We start from the raw sequence: 14,974 nt of genomic DNA, 5'->3' as shown, positions 1-14,974 counted from the left end.
ATACCGTCATTCCCATCCAGCCAAAGAAATCCAGACATGAACCCCCTCATCCGCCCAGCCCTCCCCCTCCTGATTGCCGCCACGCTTACCGCCTGCGGCAAGGAAGAAGCCAAACCCGTTGCCCTCAGCTGCCAAGCGCCCGAAGCCATCGGGCAGCTTACCGACCAAATCCAGGCCGCCGTGTCGCCCGCCCAAGAAAGCGGCCTGCCCCACTTCGAATCCGACGCATCCGAAGTGCAGGCCGCCTTCGGGCAGCTCGGCTTCGAAATCACCGACATCCGCACCACCCAGGCCGCCTCCGAAGGCAGCAAAACGCTCTCCTGCGAAGCCACCCTGCGCCTCGCCCCCAAGCCCGAAGCCCAAACCCGCATCAAACAAAGCATCGAAAACTACCTTGAAATCAACGAAACCGACGGCATCGACTACAACGGCCTGATGAGCGCGGGCGATATGCTCAAGCCCGACGGCAAAGGCGGCTTCATCGCCCCCTTCAGCTACACCGTCAGCCAAACCGACAACGGCGACAAACTCGTCGTGAACGTGGCCAGCAAAGAAATCGCCGCCGGCCTGCTCTATCCCGCCGCCTTCTACCTTGCCGCCCCTGATTTGGCCAAACAAATAGCCGAAATACGCCGACAGGCTGCCTCCGAGGAAACCCGCCAACAAGCGATCAACTTCGTCGACCACACCCGCCTGCAAACCCGCATCGATTTGCTGCGCGCCGAAAACAAACAGGCGCAGGAAAACCTCAATAACGCCTGGCAGGCCCTGCCTGCGGCCGCCCGTACCGCGCTCAAAGACTCACAAGAGCAGTGGGCGCGCCTGCGGACGAGCCAATGCGCCCGCCAAAGCACGTCCGACTCGGCCGAACCCTTAGAGCAGGAAGCCCTGCGCCTCGAATGCGAAAACCGCGAAATCCAGCAGCGCATCCCCGCCCTCAAACAAGAGGCCGAAAACCAGGCTGCCAACCAAATCGCCGAAGCCGGCAACCGCAGCCGTGCCGCCGTACAGGAATTGCAAAACGTGTGGCAGAGCGTGTCTGACGACGTGAAAGACATCATCGGCCAAGACTTCCAAAGCTGGAAGCGCAGCGCCTCAGCCAAATGCACCGCCGCCGCGCAGCAGGCAGGCGGCGGCACTGCCGGGCAGCTGGCCGAACAAGAATGCATTGCCACCGAAGCCCGTGCCAAAGCCAAAGAATTGCGCGGCTACGTTTCCCAATAACCTGTTTCCATAAAGGCTACCTGAAAACCTACCCCCTTCAGAAACTTCGTTTTAGCTTCGCAGAAACTCAGCTTCGGCTACGCCGAAACTTCGTTTTCAGGTAGCCTGAATAAATACTATGAACCTCACCGAAACCCAACTCTCCTCCGAGCCGATTTTCGACGGCAAATTCGTTACCATCGCCCGCGACACCGTACGGCTGCCCAACGGCAACCAAGGCTACCGCATCGTTATCCGCCACCCCGGTGCCGCCTGCGTGCTGGCCGTTACCGAGGCAGACGAAGTGGTGCTGGTGCGCCAATGGCGCTACGCCACCGGCCAGGCCCTGCTCGAACTGCCCGCCGGCAAGCTCGACCCCGATGAAGACCCGGCCGTGTGCGCCGCGCGCGAACTGGAAGAAGAAACCCCCTACCGCGCCCAATCCGTGCGCCTGTTGCATACCTTCTACACCGCCCCCGGCTTCTGCAACGAGAAAATGTACCTCTACCTCGCCGAAGGCATCACGCCCACCAGCACCCGCAAGCCCGACCAAGACGAATTTGTCGAAACCGTATTGCTCTCGCGCCAAGCCGTGCGGGAAGCCGTTGCCGCCAACCAAATCCAAGACGGCAAAACCCTGGTCGGCCTGCAATATTGGCTGCTCAACAGCCCGTCCGCCGATTAAGGCTACCTGAAAAAAAGTAGGCGGGTCATACCGAACCCGCCCAACAACAAAGGCTACCTGAAAATGCGCCAATTCACCCTCAGCACCCCCAACGGCACCCTGCTCGGTTTCCTCGTACTCATGGCCGACAACGACGACGAGCCCGTCGCCGGCAACGCCATGATTCAGGCGCACGCCGCCGCGCTGCCGCCGGAAGATGCCGCGCCCGCCCGCGCGCTGGAAGCCCTGGCCGGCCAGCTGCTGGTTTGGCAGCCGCACGGCGAGGGCATTGCCCTGTATGATGCCGAAGGCGGCCTGGCAGCCGACATCCGCCAGCAATACCTGCGCCTCGGCGGCCACACCCTGCTGCTCACCGATTTGGAAGGAAACCTTTGATGGACAGCGTGTTTATCCTGATTCCCATCAGCATCGTATTGGCCTTCGTAATCGGCTATTTCTTTTGGTGGTCCGGCCACAACGGCCAGTTTGACGATTTGGAAGGCCCCGCCCACCGCATTCTGATGGACGACGATTCCGTCCATCCCGACTCCCCCCCCCCGCAGGACAAACCATGAACCCAGGCTTCAAATTCGCCGCCACCCGCCGCTTTGCCCCGCTGTTCGGCACCCAATTCCTCGGCGCGCTCAACGACAACTTATTCAAAATCGCGCTGGCCACCATGATCAGCTTTTATGGTTTGGGCAAAAACGGCCTCATCGAACCGGCGCAAATGATTAACGTGAGCGCGCTTCTGTTTGTGTTGCCCTTTTTCTTGTTTTCCGCCCTCTCCGGCCAGCTGTGCAACAAATTCGACCGCAGCCGCATGGCGGTGGCGGTGAAGGTGGCCGAAGTGCTGATTATGCTGCTGGCCACGGTGGGCTTCCTCAGCCAGTCGCTGCTGCTTTTGCTGCTCTGCATTTTCCTGATGGGCCTGCATTCCACGCTGTTCGGCCCGCTTAAATACGCCGTGTTGCCCGATTATTTGGACGAACACGAGCTGATTGTGGGCAACAGCCTGGTGGAAGGCGGCACGTTTCTCGCCATCCTGTTCGGCCAGATTTTGGGCACCATTCTGGCCGGCATCGGCGGCACCACGGTATCCGTTTTCCTGCTCATCATCGCTGTTTGCGGCCTCGCCTCCAGCCTGTTTATGCCGCGCGTGGCGCCGAAAACCCCGGAAGCAAAAATCGACTGGCACATTGTGCGCAATTCCAAAGCCATTCTGAAACAAGCCTTTGCCAACCGCGAAATCTACGCCGCCATCATCGGCATTTCCTGGTTTTGGTTTATCGGCGCGGTGTACACCACCCAGCTGCCCACCTTCACCAAACTGCACCTGGGCGGCAACGATAATGTGTTCAACCTGATGCTCACCCTGTTTTCCATCGGCATCGGCAGCGGCTCCGTGCTGTGCGCCAAACTCAGCCACCGCCGGCTCAACCTCGGCTGGGTGGCGGTGGGTACGGTGGGCATGGCCATATTCGGCCTGCTGCTCGTTTCCCTCGTGCATGGCACGCACTATCACGAATACAGCGGCATCGGCAGCTTCCTGTTGCGCGGCGAGGCCTATGCCGTGATGCTCTGCATCGTGTTGCTCGGCTTCTGCGGCGGTTTCTTCTCCGTGCCGCTCTACACCTGGCTGCAAACCGCCAGCAGCGAAGAATTCCGCGCCCACGCCATCGCCGCCAACAACATCATCAACGGCCTCTTCATGGTGGCCGCCGCCCTGCTCTCCGCCATCCTTTTGTGGCTGTTCGACAGCATCAACCTGCTTTATTTCATCGTGGCGGCGGGCAATATTGTGGTGTTGGTGTATCTGCTGAAAATCGCCCCGCCAATCCGCGAAGGCTGGCAACGCTGGTTTGGCAAAGAAGAAGAGTAAAGTTCGGCCTGCAAAGCGCAGAAAGGCTACCTGAAAAACAAAAAAGCAGTTTCAGGTAGCCTTTACCCGCCCTCCAAATCAACCCCGCCGCTTCGCATCCGCCCCACCCTGGGCTATACTGCCGCCCTTTAATCGGCCACACCGAAACCCATGCTGAAAAAAATCCTCTATTCCCTACTTGCCCTTATCCTGCTGGCCGCCGCCCTGTTTGCCGGCCTGCTCTTCGCCCCCAAAGACACCCACAGCCAACGCCTACGGATAGAGCGCGGCAGCGGCATCGGCAGCGTGAGCCGCACGCTGGCCGCCAACGACGCCATCTACAGCCGCTGGGTATTCGTGGCCGCCGCCTACCTCACCGGCACCCACAAACAGCTCCTGCCCGGCAACTACCGCCTCCAGCCCCGCGCCTCCTCCTGGCAAATCCTGCACCACCTGAAAAACGGCCGCCCCGACACCGTCACCGTGCGCATCATCGAAGGCATGCGTTTTGCCCAAATGCGCCGCCTCATCAACCAAACCGCCGACATCCGCCACGACACCGCATCTTGGAGCGACCAACAGCTCCTCGCCGCCGTCGCCTCCGATGCCGACGTGCAACATCCCGAAGGCCGCTTCTTCCCCGACAGCTACGAAATCGACTACGACAGCAGCGATTTGCAAATCTACCGCCTTGCCTACCGCCGTATGCAAAACCAGCTGCAATCCGCCTGGAGCGACCGTGCCGGCAATTTGCCGTATAAGAACCCCTACGAGCTGCTCACCATGGCCAGCATCATCGAAAAAGAAACCGCGCACGAAGAAGACCGCGCCAACGTGGCCGCCGTGTTCGTCAACCGCCTCAACCAAGGCATGCGCCTGCAAACCGACCCCACAGTGATTTACGGCATGGGCAGCGCCTACAACGGCCGCATCCGCCGCGCCGACCTCCAGCGCGACACCCCCTACAACACCTACACCCGCGACGGCCTGCCCCCCACCCCCATCGCCCTGCCCGGTGAAGCCGCCCTCCAAGCCGCCGCCCACCCCAGCAACGCCGACTACCTCTACTTCGTCTCCCGTATGGACGATACCGGCAAAAGCGAATTCAGCCGCACCTTAGAAGAACATAACGCCAACGTCCGCCGCTATATTTTGAAAAGGCCGTAACATGACCGCCCTGCTCGACCTCCTCCCCCTCCTCGCCTTTTTCATCGCCTCCAAGAAATTCGGCCTATTGGCCGGCGCTGCCGCCGTATTGGCCGCCACCCTGGTTGTGTACGGTATCCACCTCGTGCGGCAAAAATGGCGGCTCACCAAACAGCAATGGGTGGTGCTCGTGCTCACCATCCTCTTCTGCGGCGCCACCATCCTCCTGCGCGACGACCTCTACCTGCGCTGGAAAACCCCCATCATCAACCTCAGCTTCGCCCTCGCCCTGACCGTGAGCGCCCTCATCGGCAAACCCCTGATGCAGCCCGTGGCCAAAGACGTATTCCGCTTCGGCCCGCAAGGCTGGCAACGCCTCACCTACGCCTGGGCCGCCTTCTTCCTCCTGCTCGCCGCCCTGCACTACTGGTTCGGCCTCTACCACTACGACGCCTCCGAGCAGGCCAAAAATCTGTTTATCCACTTCAAAAGCTACGGCCAGCTTATCCTGATGGGCATCTTCCTCGCCGCCCAAGCCTTCGTATTGCGCAAACACCTCAATATCGAAAGCGACACCGCGGGCGAAAACGAAACAAGCGAACAACCAAGCCAACAGCAGCACTAAACTGAAGGCTACCTGAAATCCCATCCGTACATTTTTCAGGTAGCCTCAAACTGAAAAAAAGGCTACCTGAAAGCGAAGCCGAGACCAAAATAAAGCTATATTTCCAATACAATAAACCATGTCCATGCCCGCTAAAAAACCACCCTTTATCAGCCACAACATCGACCCAGACGATTTGGATTGGGTTATCGACACCGACCCACGCTTCTATTTGGAAGACACCCAAGAAATCATTGGCTACTGGACCAACGGCAAACTGGTCTTCTACCGCGACACTCCTGTCAAAAGGGCCAACCCCGAAACCTTCGTCTATTACAACAGCCTCTTCGCCAAAGACGATAACCGCTGCTATATTGCAGGACGCGAGCTCAAAAGGGCAGACCCTTCCCGTTTCGAAGTACTCAACGAATGCTATGCCACCGACCGCCGAACCGTTTGGACCACAGGCGGCAGCTTTGAGCCTGCCGATGCGGACAATTTTGAAGTTTGTGACGCAGGTGTTTTTCTGATGGACTACGGTAATGATAATTGCAGGGAGTTTGATGACGGCATCAAAAGAACCGTTCGCTCAATCATTCCTGCAGGCTATGCCAAAGACGGTCGGCAGGTGTACTACAAAAACCTTCACAGCGAAGTAGAAATTCTGCCTGAAGCCGACCCTACCACCTTCATGTCCATGAATGACGGCAATTTTGCCAAAGACGGCACTCACGTTTTCTACGAGAAAAACATCCTGCCCAAAGCCAACCCTGCCACTTGGCAAAAGCTGCAGCATTTCTATTCCAAAGACGACAAATATGTTTATCATGCATATTGGCTCGTGTCAGAAGCTGATTGCGGTAGCTTCGAAGTGGTCTTACTTACCTCGCCAGAAGGCTGGGAACTGCCTTACGGCAAAGATAAAAACCGATATTACCGTTACGGTGAGGCCATGACCGAAGTTGAAGGATGAAAAAAAGTGAACCGCCGCGTATCCATCTTAACCATAACGGTTTTCAGGTAGTCTCTGCCAAACTAAAGGCTACCTGAAAACCCATCCTCAACGCAGTAAACGATGTTTTGCAAAGCAAGTCTGGGTTTCTGCAAAGCTGAAACGTAAGCCTCAACGGAGTTATAGTCAATTAAAATCAAAATAGGACAGTAACGCATCGTCAAATCGGGCGTAATCAGACAATACGGTTCGAAGATACCGCTTAATATTCGCCCACACCTTCTCAATCGGGTTGAGCTCCGGTGAATAAGGTGCAAGAGGCAATACCTTATGCCCCAATTTTTCCGCCATTTCCCGTAAGACACCCATACGGTGAAATCGTGCATTATCTAAAATAATCACCGATTTTTGAGTCAATGCGGGCAGTAGGCATTGCTGAAACCACGCTTCAAAAAAGACGCCGGTCATCGTATTTTGATAAACCATCGGAGCAATCAGCCGGTTGCCGACTTGTGCGGACACCAGAGATAAGCGTTGGTATCTTTTCCCACTTATCTGCGCTTTCACTATTTGCCCTTTCAGGCTGCGGGCATAGGGACGGAACAGGTAGCGGTCAAATCCTGTTTCATCCAAATAAACACGTTGGTAGTCGGAAAATTCGGCCAGCTGTGTCAAATAATGCGTTACTTTGGCCGGGTCTTGTTCTTTGTAAGTGGTGGTCTTTTTTTGCGCGTCATTCCCATCTGTTTGAGTGCATAGCTAATGGCGGCTGCCGTACAATCAAATGTTTGGCGATTTCATGCAGATAGGCATCCGGGTGTTGCCCAACATATTGAGCCAGTTTTTGCCTATCCAATTTGACGGCATTTAGACCGGTAACTTGATGTTTTAGGCTGCCTGTTTGTTTTTTAAGGCGCATCCACAGGTAAAGCGTGTTTCTTGACAAGTTAAACGTTGCTGCGGTTTGGCTGATGTTTTTGCATTGTTCGTAATAGTTTAAAGCTTTGTTTCTTAAGTCCGCAGAGTATGCCATGGCTAGACCTTCAAAGTTGAGTATTGTACTATTCTATTTTTAATTGACTATAAAAATGACTGCTCATTTCATCACCCTCGACGGCATCGACGGCGCCGGCAAAACCACCCAGCTGGCTGTGATCCGCGAATGGTTTGCCGCACAAGGGCGCCCCGTCTTGTTCACCCGCGAGCCCGGCGGCACGCCCTTGGGCGAAGCCCTGCGCCGCCTGCTGCTCAACCCGAAAACCCAAGCCGGGCTGCGTGCCGAAACCCTGCTCATGTTCGCCGCCCGCGCTCAGCACATCGAAAGCGTTATCCTGCCCGCACTGGAGGGCGGCGTGTCCGTGGTGTCCGACCGCTTCACCGATGCCACCTTCGCCTACCAGGGCGGCGGGCGCGGCCTGCCCGAAGCCGACATTGCCGCACTCGAACAATGGGTGCAAGGCGGCCTGCGCCCCGATCTCACCATCCTGCTCGACGTGCCGCTGGAAGTATCGCTCAGGCGCATCGAACGCAGCCGCACCAAAGACCGCTTCGAGCAAGAAGAAGCCGATTTCTTCACTCGCGTACGCCAAAGCTACCTCGAACGCGCCGCCGCCGCGCCCGAACGCTACACGGTAATCGACAGCAGCCGCAGCAAGGCCGTAGTGCGCCATGACATCGAAGCCGCGCTGGAAAAACTGTTCGCCTGATATAGCGGATGAAAAAAACGGGGCAAGGCGGCGAGCCGCAAACAATGCAGGGAGTACGGCAAGGCGAGCCAACGCTGTCGCGTTTTGTTCATCCACCATATTTTGAACGGCGCGGCCAAAAGTGCGATAATCCGCGCCGTTCCCGGCACCTGCCCACCCGTAAACTGTATCTTAAAATCCCATGCAACCAGCCTTCCACGACAAAGCAAACCGCCTTTTCTCCGCCATCACGAGCGATCCGCGCTGGGATATCAACGACGAACTGCTGTTTCAAGTGGCGGGCTTCACCTTCTACGGCTACTGCTTCGGCTTCGGCCGGCTGGTGTGCCTGATGGATGCCGACGATATTGATGCCTATGTGGCAGATAAACTCACCGGCCTCGGCGTGGGCGCGAAATATGTGCAAGGCATGATGGCGCGCGCACGGCAGGATTTTGTTACCGATGAAGATGCCGAACCCGCCGATGCAGACGACCCTTTAAGCCGGTTAATCGGCATCGGCCATGCCCATTTCTCCGCCGATGACTTTACCCCGCTCGTCGAATCCGTTTACGAGAATTACAGCCTGTTGAGCGGCGAATAGCCGACCCGTTTTCAGGTAGCCTTATCCCTTTTCAAACCAAACTGTTAGGAAACACCATGCCCTCCCAACTTGCTAACGCCATCCGCTTCCTCTCCGCCGACGCCATCCAAAAAGCCAACTCCGGCCACCCCGGCGCGCCCATGGGCATGGCGGAAATGGCGGAAGTCTTGTGGACGAAATTCCTGCGCCACAACCCCGCCAACCCCAAATTCTACAACCGCGACCGCTTCATCCTCTCCAACGGCCACGCCTCCATGCTGTTGTACAGCCTGCTGCACCTGACCGGCTACAACCTGAGCATTGAAGACCTGAAAAACTTCCGCCAGCTGCACAGCAAAACCCCCGGCCACCCAGAATACGGCTACACCGACGGCGTGGAAACCACCACCGGCCCGTTGGGACAAGGCATTGCCAACGCGGTAGGCATGGCATTGGCGGAAAAAATCCTTGCCGCCGAGTTCAATAAAGACGGTTTGAACATCGTCGATCACTACACCTACGTCTTCATGGGCGACGGCTGCCTGATGGAAGGCGTATCGCACGAAGCCTGTTCGCTCGCCGGCACTTTGGGCTTGGGCAAACTGATTGTTTTGTATGATGACAACAATATTTCCATCGACGGCAAAGTGGACGGCTGGTTTACCGAAAACATCCCTCAACGCTTTGAAAGCTACGGCTGGCACGTCGTTCCCAACGTAAACGGCCACGACACCGCCGCCATTCAGACGGCCATCGAAGCCGCCCGCGCCGAAACCGGCAAACCGTCCATCATCTGCTGCAAAACCTTAATCGGCAAAGGCAGCGCCAACAAAGAAGGCAGCCATAAAACCCATGGCGCGCCTTTGGGCGCGGATGAAATCGAAGCCACGCGCAAACATCTGGGCTGGGCTTACCCCGCCTTTGAAATCCCGCAAGAAATTTACGCCGCATGGAGCGCGAAAGAACAAGGCGCGAAACTGGAAGCCGAATGGAACGGGCTGTTCGCGCAATACCAAGCCAAATATCCCGCCGAAGCCGCAGAATTCGTGCGCCGTATGGAACACAGGCTACCTGAAAACTTCGATGCCTATATTCAGACGGCCTTGCAAGAAGTGTGCGCCAAAGCCGAAACCATCGCCACCCGCAAAGCCAGCCAAAACAGCATCGAAATCCTCGCCAAAGAGCTGCCCGAACTGGTGGGCGGTTCGGCCGACCTGACCCCGTCCAACCTGACCGACTGGTCAAACAGCGTCTCCGTTACCCGCGACAAAGGCGGCAACTACATCCACTACGGCGTGCGCGAGTTCGGCATGGGCGCCATCATGAACGGCCTTGCCCTGCACGGCGGCGTGAAACCGTTCGGCGCGACTTTCCTGATGTTCAGCGAATACCAGCGCAACGCCCTGCGCATGGCGGCACTGATGAAAATCAACCCCGTCTTCGTCTTTACCCACGATTCCATCGGTCTTGGCGAAGACGGCCCGACCCACCAACCCGTCGAACAAACCGCCACCCTGCGCCTGATTCCGAATATGGACGTATGGCGTCCGTGCGACACCGCCGAATCCTTGGTCGCATGGGCGGAAGCGGCAAAAGCCGAAGACCACCCGTCCTGCCTGATTTTCAGCCGTCAAAACCTGAAATTCCAAGCGCGCAACGAACAACAACTGAACGACATCAAACGCGGCGGCTACGTCATCAGCGAAGCCCAAGGCAACGCTCAAGCCGTCATCATGGCCACCGGTTCCGAAGTCGAGCTGGCTTTGGAAGCGCAAAAAGCCCTCGCCGCGCAAAACATCGCCGTGCGCGTCGTCTCCATGCCGTCCACCAACGTATTCGACCGCCAAGACACCGCCTATCAAGCCACCGTCCTGCCCGAAGGCCTGCCGCGCATCGCCGTAGAAGCCGGACACGCCGACGGCTGGTACAAATACGTCGGACTGAACGGCGCAGTCGTCGGCATCAACCGCTTCGGCGAATCCGCCCCTGCCGAACTGCTGTTCAAAGAATTCGGCTTTACCGTGGACAATGTGGTTGATACTGTGAAATCGGTGTTGTAAAACAGCCCGATGCTGTGTTTAGAGAGGCTACCTGAAAGCTTTCAGGTAGCCTCTCTTCTACTTGAGCCAATATGGTTTCAGCTAGCTTTCACTCCTCACTTCTGCACCCTAATTTGCCTGTATCTGCTGCTATCTCTGCCCAACTCCCTATATTTTTTACAATCACAGAACGTAAGGATTTGTAAAAAATTCATTACCTACACAACACATATTTCCTGATTAATGATTTTTATACTTAATATAACAATATAATTTTTTATAAGTAAATTATCACTCTTAAAGTATATAGATATTTTCATTCATAAAAAATCACCAAGTAAACTTAGCTAATTTGTAAATAAAATTTTACATTTGCAATATTTTTCTTGACATAAACCTCATATCGAAAAAGAATGCAACCTCGTTTCAACCAAAGGTAAAGAAAATGTCTCTATCCACCCATGATCCTTATGCCAATTACAGGGAGCTTACCCTGCGCGGTATGGTGTTGGGCGCGTTAATCACTGTGGTGTTTACCGCTTCCAATATCTATTTAGGGCTGAAAGTAGGCCTTACGTTTGCCTCTTCCATCCCGGCTGCCGTGATTTCCATGGCGATTTTGAAATTCGCCAAAGGCAGTAATATCCTTGAAAACAACATGGTGCAAACCCAGGCTTCTGCCGCGGGTACGCTCTCTTCCGTGATCTTTATCCTGCCCGGCCTCTTAATGAGCGGCTATTGGACAGGTTTCCCGTTTTGGCAAACCACTCTGCTGTGTATGGCCGGCGGTATCTTGGGGGTGATTTTCACCATCCCGTTGCGCTATGCCATGGTAGTGAAAAGCGATTTGCCCTATCCCGAAGGCGTGGCAGCAGCCGAGATTTTGAAAGTCGGCAGCGGTGACGGCGTAGTAGGTGAAGAAAACGCAGATACCGCGCAAAAAGCTGACAGCGGTATCGGCGAAATCGTTACCGGTGGCGTGATTTCCGGTATTTTCAGCTTTGCCAGCAACGGCTTGCGCGTAGTGGCCGACAGTGCCAGTCTGTGGTTTAAAGCCGGCGCGTCTATTTTCCAAATCCCGATGGGCTTCTCATTGGCTCTACTCGGCGCCGGCTATTTGGTCGGCCTGGCCAGCGGTATTGCCATGTTGGTGGGCATTGCAATTGCCTGGGGCATCGCCATCCCCTATTTCTCCGCCACCAATCCGCAGCCGGCCGATATGGAAATGGTTGCTTTCGCCATGCGGTTGTGGAAAGAAAAAGTGCGCTTTATCGGCGCCGGCACCATCGGTATTGCCGCAATCTGGACGCTGATTACCCTGCTCAAACCCACCCTGGAAGGCATGAAAATGTCGTTCCGCGCCATCAAAGGCGGTGAAGGTGCTGCGCTGGAACGCGTTGAGCAAGACTTGTCGCCCAAAGCCATGATTGCCTATGCACTAGGCATGATGCTGCTCTTGGGCTTCTCCTTCTACCAATTCGTGGCCGATGCCAACCTGCCTACCGGCACGGCTTGGCTGTTGGTAGTAGTCTGCACCTTATTGGCTTTCGTTATCGGTTTCCTGGTAGCGGCTGCCTGCGGCTATATGGCCGGCTTGGTGGGCTCTTCTTCCAGCCCGATTTCCGGCATCGGTATTATTTCCGTGGTGGCCATTTCGCTGGTGCTGTTGGGCATCGGCAATGCCAACAACCTGTTTGCCGATGAAGGCACGCGCAACTTCCTGGTGGCGCTCACCTTGTTCTGCGGCTCTGCTGTGGTGGCCGTGGCCTCTATCTCCAACGACAACCTGCAAGACCTGAAAACCGGCTACCTGATTAAAGCCACCCCGTGGCGTCAGGAAGTGGCGCTGATTATCGGCTGCGTGGTGGGCGCGTTCGTGGTGTCTTCCGTGCTCGAGCTGCTCTACGCCGCCTACGGTTTCACCGGCGCCATGCCGCGCCCGGATATGGATCCGAGCCAAGCACTGGCCGCACCGCAGGCCACGCTGATGACCACCATCGCCAAAGCCATTTTCTCTGATACCCTACAATGGAACTACATCCTCACCGGCATCGGCATCGGGGTGGTGCTCATCATCATCAACGAAGCATTCAAACGCAGCGGCTCCAAACTGATGCTGCCCACCCTGGCCGTGGGCATGGGCATCTATCTGCCGCCGGCCATCAATATGCCGATTGCCATCGGCGCCATCATGGCTGCCTTCCTGAAACGCCGCATCGGCAAAGATGAGGCCAAACAGAAAGATGCCGAGCGCGTGGGCACCCTGTTTGCCGCCGGCCTGATTGTGGGCGAGAGCCTGATTGGCGTGATTATGGCGCTGATTATCGCCCTGTCCGTTACCAGCGGCGGCTCGGATTCCCCCTTGGCCTTGAACCTGGACAACTGGGGCACCATCAGCGAATTCCTCGGCCTGGCCTTCTTCATCGGCGGGATGCTGATTTTCATCCGCCGCGTGATGAAAACCAAATAAACCGCCTCACCGCCAATGCAAAAACCGCCCGATATCTTCCGGGCGGTTTTTATTTTTGTATGCTGCCCCGGTTTGGAAACTCAGGCTGGCCATACCCCCCCTACAAAAGGCTACCTGAAAATCGGGCAGGATATTTTTCAAGCAGCCCGCCGCTTTGCGCATATCATCTGCAAACACACGAAGCAACGGTATGGATAATTGATTTAAAAGAACATAAAACCCAGAATATTTCCTAGCTTTACCTTATAATACGCGTACTCTTTACCTAACCGAACAAAAGGAAGATACATGAAAAAGTTTGCCGCATTGGGCTTGGCCGCCCTGTTTGCCGCCCCCGCCGCCCTGGCTGAGCCCAGTGGCTCATGGCTGCCCGAAGTCCAACAGGTTTACAAACAACTTATGCAGGAAAAAGACCCGAGCGCCCGCCAAGCAGAGCTGTTCCAAGGCAACGCCAAAGTGGGCGAAACCAAAACCCACCAGGTTCAGCTCACCGCCGGCAAATACTATACCTTTTTCGCTGCCTGCGATCACGACTGCGACAACATCGACCTCACCCTCAAATCAGCCGATGGCAGCGTAGTCAAAGCCGATACTCGAGGAGACGACGCCCCCATGTTCGGCTTGCGCCCCACCCGCACCGGCCGCTACACCTTAAGCGTAACCATCCCCGGCTGCAAAACCGAATCCGGCTGCCAATACAGCAGCAATGTATTCGTGGGCAACCAACAAATCTTCCAAGATTAACCGCCCAACTTGCAAACAGGCATGCCTCAGGCTTGCCTGTTTTTTATTGCCTTGGTTCAAACTGTCGGAACTGGGCTACCTGAAACTTTCAGGTAGCCCTTTCAACACCCGATGCCATCCACTATAACCAACCTAACTTTCACCACAGCCTTGCTCTGCCTTGCCATACTTTCGCGCCACCTGCGGCTCTCCACCTTATATCGAAAGTTAATTTGGCTTGCTATATAATCAGCGCCAACGTATTCATGCAGCAAACCATCATGCCTCAAACCATCGCCACCATCAGCGAAATCCGCATTGCCCAGCCCAAACCCTTTGCCCGCGGCCAAATCAGCGGCATCGACAAACAACCCGTCACCGGCCCCATCGAAGCCACCCCCACCGGCCTGGTAGGCGACGGCGTGGGTGACCCGCGCTACCACGGCGGTGTCGACAAAGCCCTGCATTGCTACGCCCAACACCACTACGAACAATGGCAAGCCCAATTCCCCGGCAATCCGCACTTCCGCGCCGGCGGCTTCGGCGAAAACCTCTGCATCGAAGGCACAGACGAATGGCAAGTCTGCCTCGGCGACCAATGGCAAATCGGCAGCGCCCGCTTCGAAGTCAGCCAAGGCCGGCAGCCCTGCTGGAAACTCAACGAACGCTTCGGTGTGCCCGACATGGCCGCCCAAGTGCAGCACAATCTGCGCTGCGGCTGGTATTTGCGCGTATTGCAAAGCGGCCACATCCAAGCGGGCGACAGCGTGCAACTCCTCGCCCGTCCCTATGCCGAATGGCCGCTCAGCCGCATCCTCGAGCTCATCGACAGCCGAAACTGCCAGCCCCAGGCTATGCGCGAAGTGCTGCAACTACCCTTGCCCACTTCCTGGCAGCATATGTTCCAACGCCGCCTCGACACCGGCGAATGCGAAGATTGGCAGCGCCGCCTCTTCGGCTGAACCACCATTTCAACTCTACCGACAATTCGCTTCAACCGCGTTGAAGCCCTGTTTTCAGGTATAGCCGAAATAATGATTTCTT

At 56.3% G+C, this 14,974-nt stretch carries 14 protein-coding genes and 1 pseudogene; 14 read left to right on the top strand and 1 reads right to left on the bottom strand.

The annotated features are described in order from the left end of the window. Positions 1-36 precede the first annotated feature (36 nt). From A7Q00_RS10135 to A7Q00_RS10100, 8 genes are all read left to right on the top strand, one after another. On the top strand, positions 37-1,224 hold the full coding sequence (locus A7Q00_RS10135; protein WP_064090422.1) for a lysozyme inhibitor LprI family protein: 1,188 nt from the start codon (positions 37-39) through the stop codon (positions 1,222-1,224). 118 nt (positions 1,225-1,342) lie between these two features. Continuing rightward, positions 1,343-1,888, top strand: coding sequence for an NUDIX hydrolase (locus tag A7Q00_RS10130; RefSeq protein WP_064090421.1), 546 nt, complete (start codon positions 1,343-1,345; stop codon positions 1,886-1,888). A gap of 63 nt (positions 1,889-1,951) precedes the next feature. Continuing rightward, on the top strand, positions 1,952-2,263 hold the full coding sequence (locus tag A7Q00_RS10125) for an HLGFF motif protein (RefSeq protein WP_064090420.1): 312 nt from the start codon (positions 1,952-1,954) through the stop codon (positions 2,261-2,263). Beyond that, positions 2,263-2,442 (top strand): cbb3-type cytochrome oxidase assembly protein CcoS, encoded by a 180-nt coding sequence (gene ccoS / locus A7Q00_RS10120; RefSeq protein WP_003822854.1) that lies wholly within the window; start codon positions 2,263-2,265, stop codon positions 2,440-2,442. Before A7Q00_RS10125 ends, ccoS begins: the two co-directional genes overlap by 1 nt. Then, positions 2,439-3,749 (top strand): MFS transporter, encoded by a 1,311-nt coding sequence (locus tag A7Q00_RS10115; RefSeq protein ID WP_064090419.1) that lies wholly within the window; start codon positions 2,439-2,441, stop codon positions 3,747-3,749. The genes ccoS and A7Q00_RS10115 overlap by 4 nt, the downstream gene beginning before the upstream one ends. 150 nt (positions 3,750-3,899) lie before the next feature. Further along, a complete protein-coding gene (gene mltG, locus A7Q00_RS10110; RefSeq protein ID WP_064090418.1) occupies positions 3,900-4,895 on the top strand; it encodes an endolytic transglycosylase MltG in 996 nt (331 codons plus the stop codon). A gap of 1 nt (position 4,896) precedes the next feature. Further along, on the top strand, positions 4,897-5,499 hold the full coding sequence (locus A7Q00_RS10105) for an inner membrane-spanning protein YciB (protein WP_064090417.1): 603 nt from the start codon (positions 4,897-4,899) through the stop codon (positions 5,497-5,499). A gap of 124 nt (positions 5,500-5,623) precedes the next feature. After that, positions 5,624-6,451, top strand: coding sequence for a DKNYY domain-containing protein (locus A7Q00_RS10100; RefSeq protein ID WP_218915562.1), 828 nt, complete (start codon positions 5,624-5,626; stop codon positions 6,449-6,451). A gap of 183 nt (positions 6,452-6,634) precedes the next feature. On the opposite strand, the pseudogene A7Q00_RS12990 reads toward A7Q00_RS10100, so the two are convergent. Then, a pseudogene (locus A7Q00_RS12990) lies at positions 6,635-7,463 on the bottom strand (IS630 family transposase); the annotation flags it as partial. Between the two features lie 55 nt (positions 7,464-7,518). On the opposite strand from A7Q00_RS12990, the gene tmk reads away from it, so the two are divergent. The 6 genes from tmk to A7Q00_RS10060 all read left to right on the top strand — a co-directional run bounded on the left by tmk (position 7,519) and on the right by A7Q00_RS10060 (position 14,892). After that, positions 7,519-8,136, top strand: coding sequence for a dTMP kinase (gene tmk / locus A7Q00_RS10090; protein ID WP_064090415.1), 618 nt, complete (start codon positions 7,519-7,521; stop codon positions 8,134-8,136). A gap of 181 nt (positions 8,137-8,317) precedes the next feature. Beyond that, positions 8,318-8,719 carry a hypothetical protein gene (locus tag A7Q00_RS10085; RefSeq protein WP_064090414.1) on the top strand — a complete coding sequence of 134 codons (402 nt, stop codon included), beginning with the start codon at positions 8,318-8,320 and terminating at the stop codon, positions 8,717-8,719. A gap of 56 nt (positions 8,720-8,775) precedes the next feature. Next, a complete protein-coding gene (tkt, locus tag A7Q00_RS10080; RefSeq protein ID WP_064090413.1) occupies positions 8,776-10,758 on the top strand; it encodes a transketolase in 1,983 nt (660 codons plus the stop codon). Between the two features lie 424 nt (positions 10,759-11,182). After that, a complete protein-coding gene (locus tag A7Q00_RS10075) occupies positions 11,183-13,207 on the top strand; it encodes an OPT family oligopeptide transporter (protein ID WP_064090412.1) in 2,025 nt (674 codons plus the stop codon). Between the two features lie 288 nt (positions 13,208-13,495). Next, positions 13,496-13,951, top strand: coding sequence for a hypothetical protein (locus A7Q00_RS10065; protein ID WP_064090410.1), 456 nt, complete (start codon positions 13,496-13,498; stop codon positions 13,949-13,951). 260 nt (positions 13,952-14,211) lie between these two features. Beyond that, a complete protein-coding gene (locus A7Q00_RS10060; protein ID WP_245637560.1) occupies positions 14,212-14,892 on the top strand; it encodes an MOSC domain-containing protein in 681 nt (226 codons plus the stop codon). Positions 14,893-14,974: the final 82 nt, after the last annotated feature.

The organism is Eikenella halliae (assembly GCF_001648475.1).
Lineage (GTDB): Bacteria > Pseudomonadota > Gammaproteobacteria > Burkholderiales > Neisseriaceae > Eikenella > Eikenella halliae.
The sequence above is the reverse complement of the archived record's forward strand: the minus strand, read 5'-3'. Positions and strand labels throughout refer to the sequence as shown.

Excerpts from the sequence above, each read along its gene's own strand:
- A7Q00_RS10135 (WP_064090422.1), top strand. The coding sequence starts at position 37 with ATGAACCCCCTCATCCGCCCAGCCCTCCCCCTCCTGATTGCCGCCACG.
- A7Q00_RS10130 (WP_064090421.1), top strand. The coding sequence starts at position 1,343 with ATGAACCTCACCGAAACCCAACTCTCCTCCGAGCCGATTTTCGACGGC.
- A7Q00_RS10125 (WP_064090420.1), top strand. The coding sequence starts at position 1,952 with ATGCGCCAATTCACCCTCAGCACCCCCAACGGCACCCTGCTCGGTTTC.
- ccoS (WP_003822854.1), top strand. The coding sequence starts at position 2,263 with ATGGACAGCGTGTTTATCCTGATTCCCATCAGCATCGTATTGGCCTTC.
- A7Q00_RS10115 (WP_064090419.1), top strand. The coding sequence starts at position 2,439 with ATGAACCCAGGCTTCAAATTCGCCGCCACCCGCCGCTTTGCCCCGCTG.
- mltG (WP_064090418.1), top strand. The coding sequence starts at position 3,900 with ATGCTGAAAAAAATCCTCTATTCCCTACTTGCCCTTATCCTGCTGGCC.
- A7Q00_RS10105 (WP_064090417.1), top strand. The coding sequence starts at position 4,897 with ATGACCGCCCTGCTCGACCTCCTCCCCCTCCTCGCCTTTTTCATCGCC.
- A7Q00_RS10100 (WP_218915562.1), top strand. The coding sequence starts at position 5,624 with ATGCCCGCTAAAAAACCACCCTTTATCAGCCACAACATCGACCCAGAC.
- tmk (WP_064090415.1), top strand. The coding sequence starts at position 7,519 with ATGACTGCTCATTTCATCACCCTCGACGGCATCGACGGCGCCGGCAAA.
- A7Q00_RS10085 (WP_064090414.1), top strand. The coding sequence starts at position 8,318 with ATGCAACCAGCCTTCCACGACAAAGCAAACCGCCTTTTCTCCGCCATC.
- tkt (WP_064090413.1), top strand. The coding sequence starts at position 8,776 with ATGCCCTCCCAACTTGCTAACGCCATCCGCTTCCTCTCCGCCGACGCC.
- A7Q00_RS10075 (WP_064090412.1), top strand. The coding sequence starts at position 11,183 with ATGTCTCTATCCACCCATGATCCTTATGCCAATTACAGGGAGCTTACC.
- A7Q00_RS10065 (WP_064090410.1), top strand. The coding sequence starts at position 13,496 with ATGAAAAAGTTTGCCGCATTGGGCTTGGCCGCCCTGTTTGCCGCCCCC.
- A7Q00_RS10060 (WP_245637560.1), top strand. The coding sequence starts at position 14,212 with ATGCCTCAAACCATCGCCACCATCAGCGAAATCCGCATTGCCCAGCCC.